The 17,066-nt window shown below is 63.4% G+C and carries 13 protein-coding genes; 9 read left to right on the top strand and 4 right to left on the bottom strand.

Annotated elements, in window-relative coordinates; translation table 11 throughout:
- Positions 1–217: 217 nt before the first annotated feature.
- The 4 genes from AC5PZ0_RS16430 to gap all read right to left on the bottom strand — a co-directional run bounded on the left by AC5PZ0_RS16430 (position 218) and on the right by gap (position 5,755).
- Complete coding sequence (locus AC5PZ0_RS16430; RefSeq protein WP_493855343.1) at positions 218–2,806, bottom strand: TonB-dependent receptor; 2,589 nt, start codon at positions 2,804–2,806, stop codon at positions 218–220.
- 150 nt (positions 2,807–2,956) lie between these two features.
- On the bottom strand, positions 2,957–3,919 hold the full coding sequence (locus AC5PZ0_RS16425; RefSeq protein ID WP_099453039.1) for a FecR family protein: 963 nt from the start codon (positions 3,917–3,919) through the stop codon (positions 2,957–2,959).
- A gap of 91 nt (positions 3,920–4,010) precedes the next feature.
- Complete coding sequence (locus AC5PZ0_RS16420) at positions 4,011–4,523, bottom strand: RNA polymerase sigma factor (protein ID WP_027595658.1); 513 nt, start codon at positions 4,521–4,523, stop codon at positions 4,011–4,013.
- Between the two features lie 230 nt (positions 4,524–4,753).
- Entirely contained in the window at positions 4,754–5,755 is a 1,002-nt protein-coding gene (gene gap, locus AC5PZ0_RS16415) for a type I glyceraldehyde-3-phosphate dehydrogenase (protein WP_027595659.1), read from the bottom strand.
- A gap of 263 nt (positions 5,756–6,018) precedes the next feature.
- Here gap and edd point away from each other — a divergent pair, with 263 nt between their 5' ends.
- From edd to AC5PZ0_RS16370, 9 genes are all read left to right on the top strand, one after another.
- Entirely contained in the window at positions 6,019–7,845 is a 1,827-nt protein-coding gene (gene edd / locus AC5PZ0_RS16410; protein WP_099428419.1) for a phosphogluconate dehydratase, read from the top strand.
- Positions 7,842–8,801: a glucokinase gene (locus AC5PZ0_RS16405; protein ID WP_265970119.1), complete on the top strand. Its 960-nt coding sequence runs from the start codon at positions 7,842–7,844 to the stop codon at positions 8,799–8,801. Before edd ends, AC5PZ0_RS16405 begins: the two co-directional genes overlap by 4 nt.
- 223 nt (positions 8,802–9,024) lie before the next feature.
- Entirely contained in the window at positions 9,025–9,750 is a 726-nt protein-coding gene (gene gltR / locus AC5PZ0_RS16400; RefSeq protein ID WP_258703671.1) for a two-component system response regulator GltR, read from the top strand.
- Entirely contained in the window at positions 9,731–11,185 is a 1,455-nt protein-coding gene (locus AC5PZ0_RS16395; protein WP_027595663.1) for an ATP-binding protein, read from the top strand. The genes gltR and AC5PZ0_RS16395 overlap by 20 nt, the downstream gene beginning before the upstream one ends.
- Before the next feature lie 145 nt (positions 11,186–11,330).
- The gene (locus AC5PZ0_RS16390) at positions 11,331–12,617 is read left to right on the top strand and encodes an ABC transporter substrate-binding protein (RefSeq protein ID WP_493855342.1); all 1,287 of its coding nucleotides are present in this window, start codon (positions 11,331–11,333) and stop codon (positions 12,615–12,617) included.
- Between the two features lie 135 nt (positions 12,618–12,752).
- Positions 12,753–13,661, top strand: coding sequence for a carbohydrate ABC transporter permease (locus AC5PZ0_RS16385; protein WP_027595665.1), 909 nt, complete (start codon positions 12,753–12,755; stop codon positions 13,659–13,661).
- Positions 13,654–14,499, top strand: coding sequence for a carbohydrate ABC transporter permease (locus AC5PZ0_RS16380; protein WP_099428424.1), 846 nt, complete (start codon positions 13,654–13,656; stop codon positions 14,497–14,499). Before AC5PZ0_RS16385 ends, AC5PZ0_RS16380 begins: the two co-directional genes overlap by 8 nt.
- Before the next feature lie 3 nt (positions 14,500–14,502).
- Positions 14,503–15,657 (top strand): ABC transporter ATP-binding protein, encoded by a 1,155-nt coding sequence (locus AC5PZ0_RS16375; RefSeq protein ID WP_186675708.1) that lies wholly within the window; start codon positions 14,503–14,505, stop codon positions 15,655–15,657.
- A gap of 41 nt (positions 15,658–15,698) precedes the next feature.
- Complete coding sequence (locus AC5PZ0_RS16370; RefSeq protein WP_275749379.1) at positions 15,699–17,042, top strand: carbohydrate porin; 1,344 nt, start codon at positions 15,699–15,701, stop codon at positions 17,040–17,042.
- The last annotated feature ends 24 nt before the right edge of the window (positions 17,043–17,066 follow it).

Raw genomic sequence — 17,066 nt, 5'->3', positions numbered from 1 at the left:
TTTTCGGGTGTAGGCCTTGAGAGTTGTAGCGCCTTTGGGATCGAGCGCCGCTCGCGCGGCGTTTCGCAGCACAAGGCTGCTCCTACACCTGTTTGCGTGCGCCCTTACCTCAGGAGTAATTGTCCCGAAAAAATGTAGGAGCAGCCTTGTGCTGCGAAGCGCCGCGCAAGCGGCGCTCGATCTCAAGCACTGCAACAATCAAGGCCTACCCAAGCGATCAGATATCCCACACCACATTGATGCCAAAGTTACGCCCCGGCATGGTCAGGCGGTCCATGTTGGCCGGCTGGGTCACAGCCGCTTCACCCTGGCCGTCGTAGCTGCGCACCGAATCCCACTGCCAGTACTTCTTGTCGGCAAGGTTGTACAGGCCGGCGTTGATGGTGACGTCGTCAGTCACCTTGTAGAAGCCGGTCAGGTCCAGTACGCCATAGCCCGGGGTGCGGAACTTGCTGCTCGAACCGTCGGGCGCGTAGAAGTGGGTGTCGTCCACGCGGGTCTTGCGCTTGACCAGCGTCCAGCTCAACAGGCCGCCGTAGTTCTGCTGCTCGTAACCCAGGCCGAACACGCCCTTCAGCGGGTTGACGGTGTTCAATGGCTGGCCGGTGTCATCGTTGCGGCCGTAGGTGTAGGCAATCGAGCCCTGGGTGTACAGGCCTTGCGGCGCACCGAAGTGATCCAGGTTCAGGCGGCCCTTGACCTCGGCGCCCTTGATGGTGGCGTGCTTGATGTTGTTGGCCTGGAAGGTTTGCTCCAGGTTGGCGCTTTGCACGGCGTCTTCGTCGATGAAGTCGCGGTACTTGTTGTAGTACACCGCCACATCGAAGTTGCCGGCGTCGAAGTTGCCGCGCAGGCCGGTTTCGTAGCTTTTGCTCTTCTCAGGCTCAAGCCCCGGGTTGCCCTCTACGCGATAGCCTTGTTCTAGGTTCTGGAAGCGGCCGTACATGGACTTGGCGGTCGGGGTGCGGAAGCCTTCGGCGTACTGGCCGTACCAGGTGTAGTTATCGTTGAAGGCGTAGGTCAGGCCGAATTTGGGCGAGACGCGGTGCCACTTCTTGTCCGAGTCGTCCTGGGAGGTAGGCGCCGTGCCGGTAGACTCCAGGCCACGCAGGAAGGCGTCGGTGAACTTGGGCTCCATGTGCGTGTAGTCGTAGCGGGCGCCGGGCAGGAAGGTCCAGTTGTTCCAGCGGATTTCGTCCTGGACGAACAGGCTGTAGGTGTTCACGGTCGGGTCCGGGAAGTCGCTGACCAGGGCCTGGCCGTCTGCCGGGCGGTCTGCACCGGCGGCGCTGCAACCTGAGCCAACCGCCAGGCAGGTGCCGGTGCCACTGCGTGAACCGGTGACCTTCTCGTGCTTGAGGGTGGTGCCATAGGTCAGCAAATGGTCGGTAGCACCGATGCTGAAGGCCTTGTCCAGCTGGGCATCGAACACCCACTGGCGGTCTTTGTAGGTGGTGTCGCGGGTGCGCAGAACCTGACGGCCAGGTGGTGCGTAGACTTCCTCGGTGTGCTGGTCGGTCTTGGCGATTTGGTAGTTCAGGCTCCACTTCATGTGGTCGGCAACCAGCGAGTCCAAGCCAAATTCATGATTGATGCCGAAGCGCTCGCGGGTAATGGTGTCGTTGCCGTTACGCGCCTTGTAGAAGCCCATCGCGGTGGTACCACCGATGAACGGCCCACCCACCGCACTGAGAATATTCTGGTCGCGGTCATCCTTGTAACGCTCGTAGGTGAACCCCAGGCGTGCGTCGTCGGCGTAGTTCCAGCCCAGTTTGGCCAGCACGTTGGTGGTGCGCGCGTCCTGCGGGTTGGCTTCGGTGCGGGCCAGGCCGTCACCGCTGTGGCCACCGTACGATTCGGTCTCGTGGCCGTTGCGCTGGCTCAGGTGCAGCAAGCCATCGACGTCGCCCTGGCGGCCGGCAACGGTGGCGGAGGTCAGCCAGCTTTCGTCGGCCGAGCTGTAACCGGTCTTCAAGCGGGCGCCGACGTCCTTGCCGGGTTTGATGATGTCGTCTGGGTCGAGGGTGAAGTAGCTCACCGCACCGCCGATGGCGTTGCTGCCGTACAGCACCGACGCCGGGCCGCGCAGGATCTCCACGCGCTTGACGATTTCGGGGTCGACATAGTTGCGCTGGGTCTGGGCGTAAGGGCCGTAGAAGAAGCTGTCGGGGATCGACACGCCGTCGATCTGGGTGAGGATCCGCTCACCGTCGATGCCGCGGATGTTGTAACCGTTCAAGCCGCTGCGTTGGCCGGTACCCGCCACCGAAACCCCCGGCTCGTAACGCACCAGGTCCTGAATGTTGTTGACGTTTTGCCGGTCCAGTTGCTCGCGGGTCTGCACGCTGACGGTGCTCGGCACCTGGCTGACGTCCTGGGCGCTGCGGGTGGCGCTGACGGTCACCTGCTGCAGGGCGATGACATTGCCCGTGGTCTGGCGTTCGAGCACCACATTGCCGTTACTGATCTTGCGATAGCCTAGGCCCGTGCCCTTGAGCAGGCGCTTGAGCGCAGCTTCCGGTGGCAGCGCGCCTTGCACCCCTGGCGAGGCCACGTTATCGGCCAACTCGGCACTGAAACCGACTTGCCAGCCGGTCACCTGGCTGAAGGCATTGATGGCCGAGACCAGCGGCTGCTGGCCGATGCTGAAGCGATAGTCGCCCATGCGCGGGCTGCTGGCCTGAGCAGGTTCGGCGGCCAGGGCCGGCAGGCTGCAGGCGCCGCAGGCGAGCAGGGCCAGGCTCAGCAGGGACAATTGCCCTGTACGGCGGGAAAGAGTGGACGGGCGAGTTGGACCTGTGGACATCGAAAGCGCTCCCAGACGCGCGAACTGTTATAGGTGATGACCGTTCTTGTTTTCAAACAAGAATCAGTTGCATTGGCTATAACGAGACGGGCGGGGCAGCGCGATCGCGTAAAAATAATTTATCGCGCAGGCAAGGGAGGCAGCGGTCACTCAGTTGAGGATGACCACCGCGGGGTATTCATGCAACCGGGCAGAGGTGATGTGGGCCAAGGCACGCAGGGTTTCCAACGGTTGGTCGAGGCGATAGTTGCCGGTCACCGCGACGTCTTCGAGGCCGGCGTTACGGTTGATGATCCAGCCGGGGTAGTAGCGCCTGACCTCGGCCAGCACCTGGCTCAACGGGCAGTTCTCGAACACCAGGCGGCCATCGACCCAGGCCAGGTCCTTTTGCATGTCTGCGCGCTGTCGCTGGCCAAAGCCCTGAGGGCCGACGCTGATGCTGTCGCCGGCACTGAGGCGGATGCGCTGGTCACTGGCGGCCTGCAGGTCAACGTCACCGCGCTGTACCCGCACCTGGGCTTCGCCGTCCAGGTAACGCACGGCAAAGTCGGTATCACGCACCTGGGCGCGCAAAGGGCCGGCCTGGACTTCGAGCGGCACTTGCCCGCCCTCAGGGACCTGGAAGTAGGCCTCGCCCTGGAGCAGACGGGCCACCTGACGCCCTTCGCGCAGGTCGCTGGCAAACGCCGAATTGGTGTTGAGCAGCACTTTTGCGCCGTCGTCCAGCTGCAGGCGCTGGCGCTCACCGACCACGGTCAGGTGGTCGGCCTGCAGGCGCATGGGCAGGTTGCCGAGGGTGAACAGGCCGACCAGCAGCACTGCCGCGGTGGCCAAGGGCTTCCAGTGGCTGCGCAGGCGCCCGCGCAACGACCGACGCTGGCCCTGATGCAGTTGCACGGCAGCCTGGTGCAGCGGCATGCCATTCCACAGCGCTTCTGCTTCAACGTAGGCTTCGGCGTTTTCCGGTGCGGCGCTGAGCCAGGCTTCGAAGGCCTGGGTGTCCTGTGCATCGGCGCATTGCAGGCGTACCAGCCAGTCCAGCGCCTCGTCCCTGGCACGGGCACGGGCATTGAGCCCGGCGGGTGTCGGGCGAGGGGCGGGGTGGTCGGTCACGGTGAATCCTTGAAAGGGTTATTCACGAATGATCAAGGCTAAGGCGGGGTGTGGCAAGCGCTTTGCGTTGCCTGGCGGGCCGGTGGTCGTTTCACTTGAGGCGGTCGGCGACGCCCATGCAGATCGCCATGATAAGTTTCAGTTCCTTCTGAACCGTGCTGGCCGAGACGTTCAATTGCTCGGCGATTTCCAGGTAGGTGGCGCCATGCAGGCGGCTGAGGATAAAGATGCGCTGCTGGCGCTCGCTGAGTTGGTTGAGGCTGACGCTGAGGTGCTCGAGCAACTGCTCGGCGTGGGCGGCGTCTTCGCTGCTGCTGGCAGGGGCGGCAATGCTGTGCAGCACCTCGTCGGGCACGTCGTCGACCAGCATGCGCGCCTGCACCCGGCGTGCGCGCAGGTGGTCGAGGGCCAGGTTGCGCGCAGTCTGGAACACGAAGGGTTCGATATGCTCGATGGGCCGCTCACTCAAGGCACGGGACACCCGCAGGTAGGTTTCCTGCAGCAGGTCCTCGGCCGTGCTGGGGTTGCCCACCATGCGTTGCAGGGTGCGCAGCAGGGTGAGGCGCTGGACGAGGAAGACGGAGTTGAACCGGGACTGACTCACGGGGGGACCTGGCCGACGAAAGGTTAATGATAATGCTTATCATCTGTACCAAAGGTCAAGTCTGGAAGTGTTTAGAAATGGTAAAGATTGTGGTTACCCCAACCTAGCGCATCCCCTTGTAGCAGCAGCCTTGTGCTGCGAAGAGGCCGGTAGACGCACCGAAAATGCTGGGCTGTACCGGCCTCTTCGCAGCACAAGGCTGCTTCTACAGGGAAACGTATGCCGCTGGGTTACTGGGCGCTGCACAACGCCAGGCAGTTATCCAGCATCCGGTTAGAGAAGCCCCATTCATTGTCATACCAGGCCAGCACCTTGAGCATCCGCCCATTGGCCCGGGTATGGTTGGCATCGAAGATCGACGATAACGGGTTGTGGTTGAAATCGCAGGAAACCAAAGGCAATGCGTTGTAGCCCAATACTCTGGAATGCCGGCTGGCCTCCAGGAACAGTTGGTTGACTTCGTCGGCACTGGCTTCGCGCTTGAGGTTGACGGTGAGGTCCACCAGCGACACGTTGATCACCGGTACCCGCACCGCCATGCCGGTCAGCTTGCCGGCCAGCTCCGGCAGCACCAGGCCCACGGCTTCGGCGGCGCCGGTCTTGCTCGGGATCATCGACTGGGTGGCCGAGCGTGCCCGGTAGGGGTCGCTGTGGTAGACGTCGGTGAGTACCTGGTCGTTGGTGTAGGCATGGATGGTGGTCATCAGGCCCTGCTCGATGCCGAACTCGCGGTGCAGCACCTGGGCGATGGGCGCCAGGCAGTTGGTGGTGCAGGAGGCATTGGAAATGATCTGGTGTGAAGCGCGCAGCACGTCGTGGTTGACCCCGTACACCACGGTGGCATCGGCACCTTTGGCTGGCGCCGAGACGATCACTTTGCCAGCCCCGGCGGCCAGGTGTGCGGCGGCCTTGGCGCGTTCGGTGAACAGCCCGGTGCATTCGAACACCACGTCGATCGCTTCGGCCTTCCAGGGCAGTTCGGCCGGGTTGCGGATGGCACTGACTGCGATGCGGTCGCCATTGACCGTCAGGCTTTCATGATCGGCTTCGACGCTGGCGTCGAAGGTGCCGTGCACGCTGTCGTACTTGAGCAGATGGGCGTTCATGGCGCTGTCGCCCAGGTCGTTGATGGCGACGACCTGCAGGTCCTGGCGGTAGCCTTGGGTATACAGTGCGCGGAGGACATTTCGCCCAATGCGGCCGAATCCATTGATGGCGATGCGAAGGGTCATGGCATTACCTCTGGCGGTTCGAGTGAGGCCTGTGGCACAAAGGGGCTTCACTGAAACGGTTTTGTTGTTGGAATTACAAGATTATTCACTATCAGATAGAAAACAAGCCTTTTTAGTGGCAGTATTTTGTTTAAACATACAACGAGTGGTCGGGCAGGCCACCCCAGCGAGACCTCCAGGCCCTTTCCTAGAGCCTAGGTCGCAATCGTTTGGAGGGGAAATGCCCGGTAAGCCGCCCCTACAGTTAGCCTGGAGTCCAGTACATGCACCCGCGCATCCTTGAGGTCACCCAACGGCTGGTCGAACGCAGCCGTGCCACCCGTGAACGCTACCTGCAGCTGATTCGCGGCGCGGCCAGTGACGGACCCATGCGTGCCAGCTTGCAGTGCGCCAACTTCGCCCACGGCGTCGCCGGTTGCGGCGCGCAGGACAAGCAGAGCCTGCGCCTGATGAACGCGGCCAACGTCGCCATCGTCTCCGCCTACAACGACATGCTCTCGGCCCACCAGCCGTACCAGCACTTCCCCGAACAGATCAAACAAGCCCTGCGCGACGTCGGCTCGGTTGGCCAGTTCGCCGGCGGGGTACCGGCCATGTGCGATGGCGTGACCCAGGGCGAGCCGGGCATGGAGCTGGCCATTGCCAGCCGTGAAGTGATCGCCATGTCCACCGCTGTTGCCCTGTCGCACAACATGTTCGATGCCGCGCTGATGCTCGGCATCTGCGACAAGATCGTCCCCGGCCTGATGATGGGTGCGCTGCGCTTCGGGCACTTGCCGACCATTTTCGTGCCAGGTGGCCCGATGCTGTCGGGCATCTCCAACAAGCAGAAGGCCGACGTGCGCCAGCGCTACGCCGAAGGCAAGGCCAGCCGCGAAGAACTGCTGGAATCGGAGATGAACTCGTACCACAGCCCAGGTACCTGTACCTTCTACGGCACCGCCAACACCAACCAGCTGGTGATGGAAGTGATGGGGCTGCACCTGCCGGGCGCCTCGTTCGTCAACCCTTACACGCCATTGCGTGACGCGCTCACCGCCGAGGCAGCGCAGCAGGTCACGCGTATGACCAAGGCCAGCGGCAGCTTCATGCCGCTGGGCGAGATCGTCGACGAGAAGGCGCTGGTCAACTCGATCGTCGCCTTGCACGCCACCGGCGGCTCCACCAACCACACCTTGCACATGCCGGCGATCGCCCAGGCGGCAGGCATCCAGTTGACCTGGCAAGACATGGCCGACCTGTCCGAAGTGGTGCCGACGCTGTCTCACGTCTACCCCAATGGCAAGGCCGACATCAACCACTTCCAGGCCGCCGGCGGTATGGCTTTCCTGATTCGCGAGCTGCTCGATGCCGGCTTGCTGCACGAAGACGTCAACACCGTGGCAGGCCATGGCTTGCGCCGTTATACCCAAGAGCCGTTCCTCGACAACGGCAAGCTGGTCTGGCGCGAAGGGCCGACGCAGAGCCTGGACGAAAGCATTCTGCGCCCAGTGGCGCGGCCGTTCTCAGCCGAAGGCGGCCTGCGGGTGATGGAAGGCAACCTGGGGCGTGGTGTGATGAAAGTCTCCGCCGTTGCCCCCGAACACCAGGTGGTGGAGGCCCCGGCGCGGATCTTCCACGACCAGCAGTCGCTGGCCGATGCCTTCAAGGCCGGTGAGCTTGAGTGCGACTTCGTCGCTGTGGTGCGCTTCCAGGGGCCGCGTTGCAACGGCATGCCCGAGCTGCACAAGCTGACGCCGTTCCTGGGTGTGCTGCAGGACCGCGGCTACAAAGTGGCGCTGGTGACCGATGGGCGCATGTCGGGCGCGTCGGGCAAGATCCCGGCCGCCATCCACGTGTGCCCCGAAGCTTACGATGGCGGCCCGCTGGCGCGCGTGCGCGAGGGTGATATCGTGCGGGTCGATGGCGTCGCCGGCACGCTGCAGGTGAAGGTATCGGCCGAAGAACTGGCCAGCCGTGACCTGCCACCCGCCCCCCAAGGCAATGACCTGGGTTGCGGGCGCGAGCTGTTCGGCTTCATGCGCATGGCGTTCAGCCCGGCCGAGCAGGGCGCCAGCGCCTTTACCTCGGCTTTGGAGAACCTCAAATGAAGGACTTGCTGGTTGGCGACATCGGTGGCACCAATGCCCGTTTTGCGTTGTGGCGTGACAACCAGCTGTACCAGGTGAAGGTATTCGCCACCGCGGACTACACAAGCCCTGAGCAGGCCATCGAGGCCTACCTGAAGGATCAGGGCATTGCCCGGGGTGGCCTGTCGGCGGTGTGCCTGGCGGTGGCCGGGCCGGTCGATGGCGATGAGTTTCGCTTCACCAACAACCATTGGCGCCTGAGCCGCCGTGCGTTCTGCAGCACGCTGCAGGTCGAGCGGCTGATGCTGATCAACGACTTCTCGGCCATGGCGCTGGGCATGACCCGCCTGCAAGCGGGCGAGTTTCACGAGGTGTGCCCTGGCCATGCCGACCCGCTGCGGCCTGCGCTGGTAATCGGGCCCGGTACCGGGCTGGGTGTCGGCAGCCTGCTGCGCCTTGGCGAGCAGCACTGGCAGGCGCTACCCGGTGAAGGTGGGCATGTCGACCTGCCGGTGGGCAATGCCCGCGAGGCCGCGATCCACCAACAGATTCACAGCCAGATTGGCCATGTCAGTGCCGAGACCGTGCTCAGTGGCGGAGGCCTTGTGCGCTTGTATCAAGCCCTGTGCGCGCTGGATGGCGACATACCGCGGCACAAGACCCCGGCGCAGATTACCGATGCCGCCCTGGGCGGTGAGCCGCGGGCGTTGGCGGTGGTCGAGCAGTTTTGCCGCTTCCTGGGCCGCGTGGCGGGCAACAATGTGCTGACCTTGGGCGCGCGCGGTGGGGTTTATATTGTCGGGGGGGTGATCCCTCGGTTTGCCGAGCTGTTCCTGCGCAGTGGGTTTGCCACGAGCTTTGCCGACAAGGGCTGCATGAGTGGGTATTTTGCCGGGGTGCCGGTGTGGTTGGTGACGGCGGAGTTTTCGGGGCTGCTGGGGGCCGGGGTGGCTTTACAGCAGGCGCTGGATCACTGATGGGGCCGCTTTGCGGCCCTTCGCAGCACAAGGCTGCTCCTACAGGATGGCGCTGGATCATTGATGGGGCGCTTTGCTGCCCTTGGTACAGGATGGCGCTGGATCATTGATGGCGTGGTTCCTGTAGGAGCAGCCTTGTGCTGCGAAGGGCTGCAAAGCAGCCCCAATGGCAATACCCGACAGCAGGCAAAAAGACCTGCACATAACAAGAGGACGGACCATCTTGAGCACTGCCGGAAAATCGATCCTGATGGTCGACGACGACCAGGAAATCCGCGAACTGCTGCAAACCTACCTGAGCCGCTCCGGCTTCCAGGTACACGCCGAGGCCGACGGGCGGGGCTTTCGTCAGGCCCTGGAAAGCACGCCCTGCGACCTGGTCATTCTCGATGTGATGCTGCCCGATGAAGATGGCTTCAGCCTGTGCCGCTGGGTGCGTCAACACCCGCGTCAAGCGCGGGTGCCGATCATCATGCTCACCGCCAGCTCTGACGAAGCCGACCGGGTCATCGGCCTGGAGCTGGGCGCCGACGACTACCTCGGCAAACCTTTCAGCCCGCGTGAACTGCAGGCGCGGATCAAGGCCTTATTGCGCCGTGCCGAGTTCGGCCAGGCGGCGCCGAGCAGCGCCGTGCTGGCCTTCGATGACTGGCGCCTGGACACGGTCAGCCACCGCCTGTTCCACCGCGATGGCGAAGAGGTGATCCTGTCGGGTGCCGATTTCGCCCTGCTGAAACTGTTTCTCGATCACCCCCAGCAAATCCTCGACCGCGACACCATCGGCAATGCCACCCGGGGGCGTGAACCGATGCCGCTGGACCGTATCGTCGACATGGCGGTCAGCCGCCTGCGCCAGCGTCTGCGCGACACCGAAAAACCACCACGGCTGATCCGCACCGTGCGTGGCAGTGGCTACCTGTTGGCTGCCCATGTCTGCTGCGCTTCCTGAGCGGCGCTGGCGCCTGCTGCCTCGCTCGCTGCTGGGGCGCATGCTGCTGCTTACCTTGCTGGTGGTGCTGCTGGCCCAAGGCTTGTCCAGCGTCATCTGGGTCGCTCAATTGCGTGCCAGCCAGCTGCAAGGCCTGCGCGCCAGTGCCAGCAGCCTGGCCCATTCGATGAGTGCCAGCGTCAGCTACTTCCGCTCGCTGCCCGTGGCCTACCGGCCGATGGTGCTCGACCAGTTGCGCAGCATGGGTGGCACGCGCTTTTTCGTGTCGCTCAACGACAAGCCGCTGGACATGCCGGTGCTGCCCGTCACCCCACGCAAGCAGGCGGTGATCGAGGTGTTCCAGCAGGTGCTGCACGAACGCTTGGGGCCGCAGATGGAAGTCAGCGTGGCGTTCGTCGCCCCCGATGACCTGCGCATTTTCAACAGTGGCCTGAAACTCGATGAGCTGCCACGTTCCTGGGCGCATTATTCGCTGACCCTAGAGCCGCTCAACCCACCCGTACTGGTGACACAGATCCGCCTGGGCGAGGGCGAGTGGCTGTACATCGCCTCGCTGCTGCCTGAGCCCTACACCGGCCTTGAGGCCGAGCGCCTGCCCCGCCAGCAGATCGGTTTCATCGTGCTCACCACCGCCTTGCTGTTGCTGTTCATCGGCCTGTTGGTGCACTGGCAAAGCTGGCCACTCAAGCGCCTGGCGCGCGCTGCGCGGGAGTTGTCGCTGGGCGCCGATGTGGCCCCCGTGGCCGAAGGCGGGGGCAGCGAGGTGGTTGAAGTCGGCCGGGCCTTCAACAGCATGCGCGAGCGTATCAGCCGCTACCTGACCGAACGCAGCCAGCTGTTCAGCGCTATTTCCCATGACCTGCGCACGCCCATCACGCGCTTGCGCCTGCGCGTCGAACTGCTGGAAGACGAGCGCCTGCAGGCCAAGTTCAGCCAGGACCTGGATGAGCTGGAGTTGTTGGTCAAAGGCGCGTTGCAGTGTGTGAAAGACACCGATATCCACGAGAACATCGAGCCGGTCGACCTTAACCAGGTGCTGGACATCCTGGCTGAACCTTACCTTGGCGATGGCCGCATCACGGTGGAGGGCCAAGCGCTGGCGCCCTACCCGGGCAAGCCGCTGGCGTTGCGCCGCTGCATCGGCAACCTGATCGACAACGCCATCAAGTACGGCGAGCGCGCGCGGTTGCGGGTCATCGACAGCGCCGAGGGCTTTGTCCTGCAGGTCGATGACCACGGGCCGGGGGTGCCGCAGCAGCAGATGGAGCAGGTGTTCGAGCCGCACTTCAGGCTGGCCGGGCAGCAGCAGGGGTACGGGTTGGGCTTGGGGATTGCGCGCAACATCGCCCATAGCCATGGCGGTGAAGTGAGCTTGCTCAACCTGCGCGAGGGTGGTTTGCGGGTCACGTTGTATCTGCCGCGAGGGCTGGAGTGAGCGTGTGTGCGGGTATCCCCGCGAATGTCACCAAACGATGACATTCGCGCATCGCTTCGTTACCTGGCGCGTCGGCCACGCCGCTTAGACTGCATGCAACGCAAGCGACCGACTTGCACGGCATAACAACAAGAAAGGTGCTTCGATGAATTCCACGCTCCGTCTCGCTGCCGCGATTTCCCTCGCTTCTCTGTTCCCGCTCAGCGCCCTCGCTGCCGATGCCAAAGGCAATGTCGAGGTCGTGCACTGGTGGACCTCCGGTGGTGAAAAGGCCGCTGTCGATGTGCTCAAGGCGCAAGTCGAGAAAGATGGTTTTACCTGGAAGGACGGTGCAGTTGCCGGCGGTGGCGGTGCCACGGCCATGACCGTGCTGAAAAGCCGCGCGGTGGCCGGCAACCCGCCAGGTGTCGCGCAGATCAAAGGCCCCGATATCCAGGACTGGGCCGCGACCGGCCTGCTCGACAGCGACGTGCTGAAGGACGTGGCCAAGGACGAAAAATGGGACAGCCTGCTCGACCAGAAAGTCGCTAATGTCGTCAAGTACGAGGGCGACTACGTCGCCGTGCCGGTCAACATCCACCGCACCAACTGGCTGTGGATCAACCCTGAGGTCTTCAAAAAGGCGGGCATCGAAAAAGCGCCCGCGACCCTCGACGAATTCTATGCCGCCGCCGACAAGCTCAAGGCGGCCGGCTTCATCCCGCTCGCCCACGGTGGCCAGCCGTGGCAGGACAGCACTGTCTTCGAAAGCGTGGCGCTCTCGGTGATGGGCGTGGAAGGCTACAAGAAGGCCATGGTCGACTTGGACAACGCCACACTGACCGGCCCGGACATGATCAAGGCGTTGACCGAGCTGAAGAAGATCGCCACCTACATGGACCCTGACGGCAAAGGCCAGGACTGGAACCTAGAGGCGAACAAGGTCATCAACGGCAAGGCCGGCATGCAGATCATGGGTGACTGGGCCAAGAGCGAGTGGACCTTGGCCAACAAGGTCGCGGGCAAAGACTACCAATGCGTGCCGTTCCCCGGCACGAGCAATGGCTTCCTGTACAACATCGACTCGCTGGTGGTGTTCAAGCAGAAGGACCCCGGCACGGCGGCCGGCCAGCAGGACATCGCCAGGAAGGTGCTGGGTACGGACTTCCAGAAGGTGTTCAGCACCAACAAAGGCTCGATCCCGGTGCGTAACGACATGCTCGCCGACATGGGCACGTACGGCTTCGACGCCTGCGCCCAGACCTCGGCCAAGGACTTCCTGGCTGACGCCAAGACCGGCGGCTTGCAGCCGAGCATGGCGCACAACATGGCCACCACGCTGGCCGTGCAGGGCGCCTTCTTCGATGTGGTGACCAACTACATCAACGACCCCAAGGCCGATCCGGCCGACGCGGCGAAGAAGCTGGCAGCGGCGATCAAGGCCGCCCAGTAATTCATCTGTAGGAGCAGCCTTGAGCTGCGAAGAGGCCAGTGCCAGCGCTGAAGATTGCAGTGACTTCGCCGGCCTTTTCGCAGCACAAGGCTGCTCCTACAGGGGTACGCGTCGTTATCCAAATGGGGATCAACCATGACCACAACCACCGCTCAACTGCGGGCCTCACCCCTGGACGCTCTCCAGCGCTGGCTACCCAAGCTGGTACTGGCACCGAGCATGTTCATCGTCCTGGTCGGCTTCTACGGCTACATCCTGTGGACCTTCGTGCTGTCGTTCACCACCTCGACGTTCTTGCCCACCTACAAGTGGGCGGGTTTGGCGCAGTACGCGCGGCTGTTCGACAACGACCGTTGGTGGGTGGCGAGCAAGAACCTGCTGCTGTTCGGCGGCCTGTTCATCGCCATCAGCCTGGCCATCGGCGTGTTGCTGGCGGTGCTGCTGGACCAGCGCATCCGCCGCGAAGGTTTCATCCGCACTATTTACCTGTACCCCATGGCCCTGTCGATGATCGTCACCGGCACCGCCTGGAAATGGCTGCTCAACCCCGGCATGGGCCTGGACAAACTGCTGCGCGACTGGGGCTGGGAAGGTTTTCGCCTGGACTGGCTAATCGACCCTGACCGGGTGGTGTACTGCCTGGTGATCGCCGCGGTATGGCAGGCCTCGGGCTTCATCATGGCGATGTTCCTGGCCGGCCTGCGTGGCGTCGATCAGTCGATCATCCGCGCCGCCCAGATGGACGGCGCCAGCCTGCCGCGCATCTACTGGACCGTGGTGCTGCCAAGCCTGCGCCCGGTGTTTTTCAGTGCGCTGATGATCCTCTCGCACATCGCCATCAAGAGCTTCGACCTGGTGGCGGCGATGACCGCCGGTGGCCCGGGGTACTCCTCCGACCTGCCGGCGATGTTCATGTATTCGTTCACCTTCAGCCGCGGCCAGATGGGCATGGGCTCGGCCAGCGCCATCCTCATGCTCGGGGCGATCCTGGCGATCCTCGTGCCTTACCTGTACTCGGAGCTGCGGAGCAAACGCCATGCATAGCCCTGCTGACAAACCGGCGCTGAGCCTCGGTCGCCTGGCCATCCACGCGGTACTGCTGCTTGCCGTGGTGCTGTACCTGGTACCGCTGGTGGTGATGCTGCTGACCAGCTTCAAAACCCCGGAAGACATCAGCACCGGCAACCTGCTGAGCTGGCCGACGGTGGTCAGCGGCATTGGCTGGGTCAAGGCCTGGGGTACCGTCAGTGGTTACTTCTGGAACTCGATCTTGATCACCGTACCGGCGGTGCTGATCTCCACGGCCATTGGCGCGCTGAATGGCTATGTGTTGTCGATGTGGCGCTTCCGCGGTTCGCAGCTGTTCTTCGGTTTGCTGTTGTTCGGCTGCTTCCTGCCGTTCCAGACCGTGCTGCTGCCAGCCTCGTTCACCCTCGGCAAGCTCGGCCTGGCCAGCACCACCGGTGGCCTGGTGCTGGTGCACGTGGTCTACGGCCTGGCCTTCACCACGCTGTTCTTCCGCAACTTCTACGTGAGCATCCCCGATGCGCTGGTCAAGGCCGCGCGCCTGGACGGTGCCGGGTTCTTCACCATTTTCCGCCGCATCATCCTGCCGATGTCGACACCGATCATCATGGTCTGCCTGATCTGGCAGTTCACCCAGATCTGGAACGACTTCCTGTTCGGCGTGGTGTTCTCCAGCGGCGACTCGCAACCGATCACCGTGGCCCTCAATAACCTGGTCAACACCAGCACCGGGGCCAAGGAATACAACGTCGACATGGCGGCGGCGATGATCGCCGGCCTGCCAACCCTGCTGGTCTACGTGGTGGCAGGCAAGTATTTCGTCCGCGGCCTCACCGCTGGCGCCGTCAAGGGGTAAGTCATGGCAACGCTAGAACTTCGCAATGTGAACAAGACCTACGGCAGCGGCCTGCCGGACACCCTCAAGGACATCCAGCTGTCGATCAAGGACGGCGAGTTCCTGATCCTGGTCGGCCCTTCGGGCTGTGGCAAGTCGACCTTGATGAACTGCATCGCCGGCCTCGAGCACATCAGCGGCGGCGCGATCCTCATCGATGACCAGGACGTCAGCGGCATGAGCCCCAAGGACCGGGACATCGCCATGGTGTTCCAGTCCTACGCGCTGTACCCGACCATGAGCGTGCGCGAGAACATCGAGTTTGGCCTGAAGATTCGCAAGATGCCCCAGGCTGCCATCGACGAAGAGGTGGCGCGGGTGGCCAAGCTGCTGCAGATCGAGCACCTGTTGGCGCGCAAGCCGGCGCAGTTGTCCGGTGGCCAGCAGCAGCGTGTGGCCATGGGCCGGGCGCTGGCGCGGCGGCCGAAGATCTACCTGTTTGACGAACCGCTTTCCAACCTCGACGCCAAGCTGCGGGTCGAGATGCGCACCGAAATGAAACTGATGCACCAGCGCCTGAAAACCACCACGGTGTATGTCACCCACGACCAGATCGAAGCCATGACCCTGGGCGACAAAGTGGCAGTGATGAAGGACGGCATCATCCAGCAGTTCGGCACCCCGCAGCAGATCTACAACGACCCGGCCAACCAGTTCGTCGCCAGCTTCATCGGCTCGCCGCCGATGAACTTCATCCCAGCTCGTCTGGCCCGGCAAGAGGGGCGCCTGCTGGCGCTGCTCGACAGCGGCCAAGCGCGCTGTGAGCTGCCCTTGGGCCTGGCCAGTGATGAATTGGACGGGCGCGAGATCATCCTCGGCATCCGCCCCGAGCAGATCGCCCTGGGCACGGGGGAGGGCAACGGCCTGCCCGGCATTCGCGCCGACGTGCAGGTGACCGAGCCCACCGGGCCTGACCTGCTGGTGTTCGTCACCCTCAACCAGACCAAGGTCTGCTGCCGCCTGGCCCCGGATGTGGCGTGCCGGGTTGGCGACAGCCTCAACCTGCAGTTCGACCCGGCGCGGGTGCTGCTGTTCGATGCCGCCAGCGGTGAGCGCCTGGACGTGAGCACCGCCAACGCTTCAGTGAAAGACAACGTGACTCACTTCAAGAGCCGTTGAATCGTCTACACCATCAATAAGAAAAAAGAGGACGCAAAGGGATGGAACAGCGCAATCGCATCAAGACCTTGGGCTCATTGGCCTTGCTTGCCGTGGTGGGCAGTAGTGGGGCGCAGGCCGCCGAGGCTTTCTCCAGCGAGTCAAAATGGATGACCGGCGACTGGGGCGGCACCCGCACCGAACTGCTGGATAAAGGCTACGACTTCACCCTCGACTACGTCGGCGAAGTGGCCGGTAACCTCAACGGCGGCTACAACGACGACAAGACGGCGCGCTACAGCGACCAGTTTGCCCTTGGCGCGCACTTGGACTTGCAGAAGATCCTGGGTTGGCACGATGCCGAATTCAAATTGGCGATCACCGAGCGCAGCGGCCGCAACCTGTCCAACGACCGCATCAGCGACCCGCGTGCTGGGCAGTTCAGCTCGGTGCAGGAAGTGTGGGGGCGCGGCCAGACCTGGCGGCTGACGCAGATGTGGGTCAAACAGAAGTACTTCGACGGGGCGCTGGACGTCAAGTTCGGCCGCTTCGGCGAAGGCGAGGACTTCAACAGCTTCCCCTGCGACTTCCAGAACCTGGCGTTCTGCGGCTCGCAGGTGGGCAACTGGGTGGGGGGCATCTGGTACAACTGGCCGGTCAGCCAGTGGGCGCTGCGGGTCAAGTACAACATCACCCCGGAATTCTTCGTCCAGGTCGGCGCCTTCGAGCAAAACCCCTCGAACCTTGAAACCGGCAATGGCTTCAAACTCAGCGGCAGTGGCACCAAGGGTGCGATCCTGCCGGTGGAGGCGGTGTGGTCGCCCAAGGTCAATGGCCTACCGGGTGAATACCGCCTGGGTTACTACTACAGCACGGCCAAGGCCGACGACGTGTACGACGACGTCAATGGCAACCCCCAAGCCCTGACGGGCGCCGCTTTCAAGTCGCACTCGAGCAAGCACGGTTGGTGGGTGGTGGCGCAGCAGCAGGTCACGGCCCACGGCGGTGACGTCAACCGTGGCCTCAGCCTGTTCGCCAACTTTACCGTGCACGACAAGGCCACCAACGTGGTCGACAACTACCAGCAGGTCGGCTTGGTGTACAAGGGCGCCTTCGATGCTCGGCCCAAGGATGACATCGGCTTTGGCGTGGCGCGGATCCACGTCAACGACGACGTGAAGAAGCGCGCCGAGCTGCTCAATGGCCAGAGCGGCATCAACGACTACGACAACCCAGGCTTCGTGCCGCTGCAGCGCACCGAGTACAACGCCGAGCTCTATTACGGCTTCCACGTCACCAACTGGCTGACCGTGCGCCCGAACCTTCAGTACATCAAGAGCCCCGGTGGGGTGGATGAGGTGGATAACGCGCTGGTCGCGGGCTTGAAGATTCAGTCGTCATTCTGAGGGCATTTGTTGTAAATTTACGCC

The sequence above is a fragment of the Pseudomonas sp. 5.2 genome, from assembly GCF_059025405.1.
This window is presented reverse-complemented; position numbering and strand designations above follow the sequence as displayed.

What these genes read in the sequence shown, in the direction of transcription:
- AC5PZ0_RS16430 (WP_493855343.1), bottom strand. Translation starts at nt 2,806, where the DNA reads ATGTCCACAGGTCCAACTCGCCCGTCCACTCTTTCCCGCCGTACAGGG.
- gap (WP_027595659.1), bottom strand. Translation starts at nt 5,755, where the DNA reads ATGACCCTTCGCATCGCCATCAATGGATTCGGCCGCATTGGGCGAAAT.
- edd (WP_099428419.1), top strand. Translation starts at nt 6,019, where the DNA reads ATGCACCCGCGCATCCTTGAGGTCACCCAACGGCTGGTCGAACGCAGC.
- AC5PZ0_RS16405 (WP_265970119.1), top strand. Translation starts at nt 7,842, where the DNA reads ATGAAGGACTTGCTGGTTGGCGACATCGGTGGCACCAATGCCCGTTTT.
- AC5PZ0_RS16395 (WP_027595663.1), top strand. Translation starts at nt 9,731, where the DNA reads ATGTCTGCTGCGCTTCCTGAGCGGCGCTGGCGCCTGCTGCCTCGCTCG.
- AC5PZ0_RS16390 (WP_493855342.1), top strand. Translation starts at nt 11,331, where the DNA reads ATGAATTCCACGCTCCGTCTCGCTGCCGCGATTTCCCTCGCTTCTCTG.
- AC5PZ0_RS16385 (WP_027595665.1), top strand. Translation starts at nt 12,753, where the DNA reads ATGACCACAACCACCGCTCAACTGCGGGCCTCACCCCTGGACGCTCTC.
- AC5PZ0_RS16380 (WP_099428424.1), top strand. Translation starts at nt 13,654, where the DNA reads ATGCATAGCCCTGCTGACAAACCGGCGCTGAGCCTCGGTCGCCTGGCC.
- AC5PZ0_RS16375 (WP_186675708.1), top strand. Translation starts at nt 14,503, where the DNA reads ATGGCAACGCTAGAACTTCGCAATGTGAACAAGACCTACGGCAGCGGC.
- AC5PZ0_RS16370 (WP_275749379.1), top strand. Translation starts at nt 15,699, where the DNA reads ATGGAACAGCGCAATCGCATCAAGACCTTGGGCTCATTGGCCTTGCTT.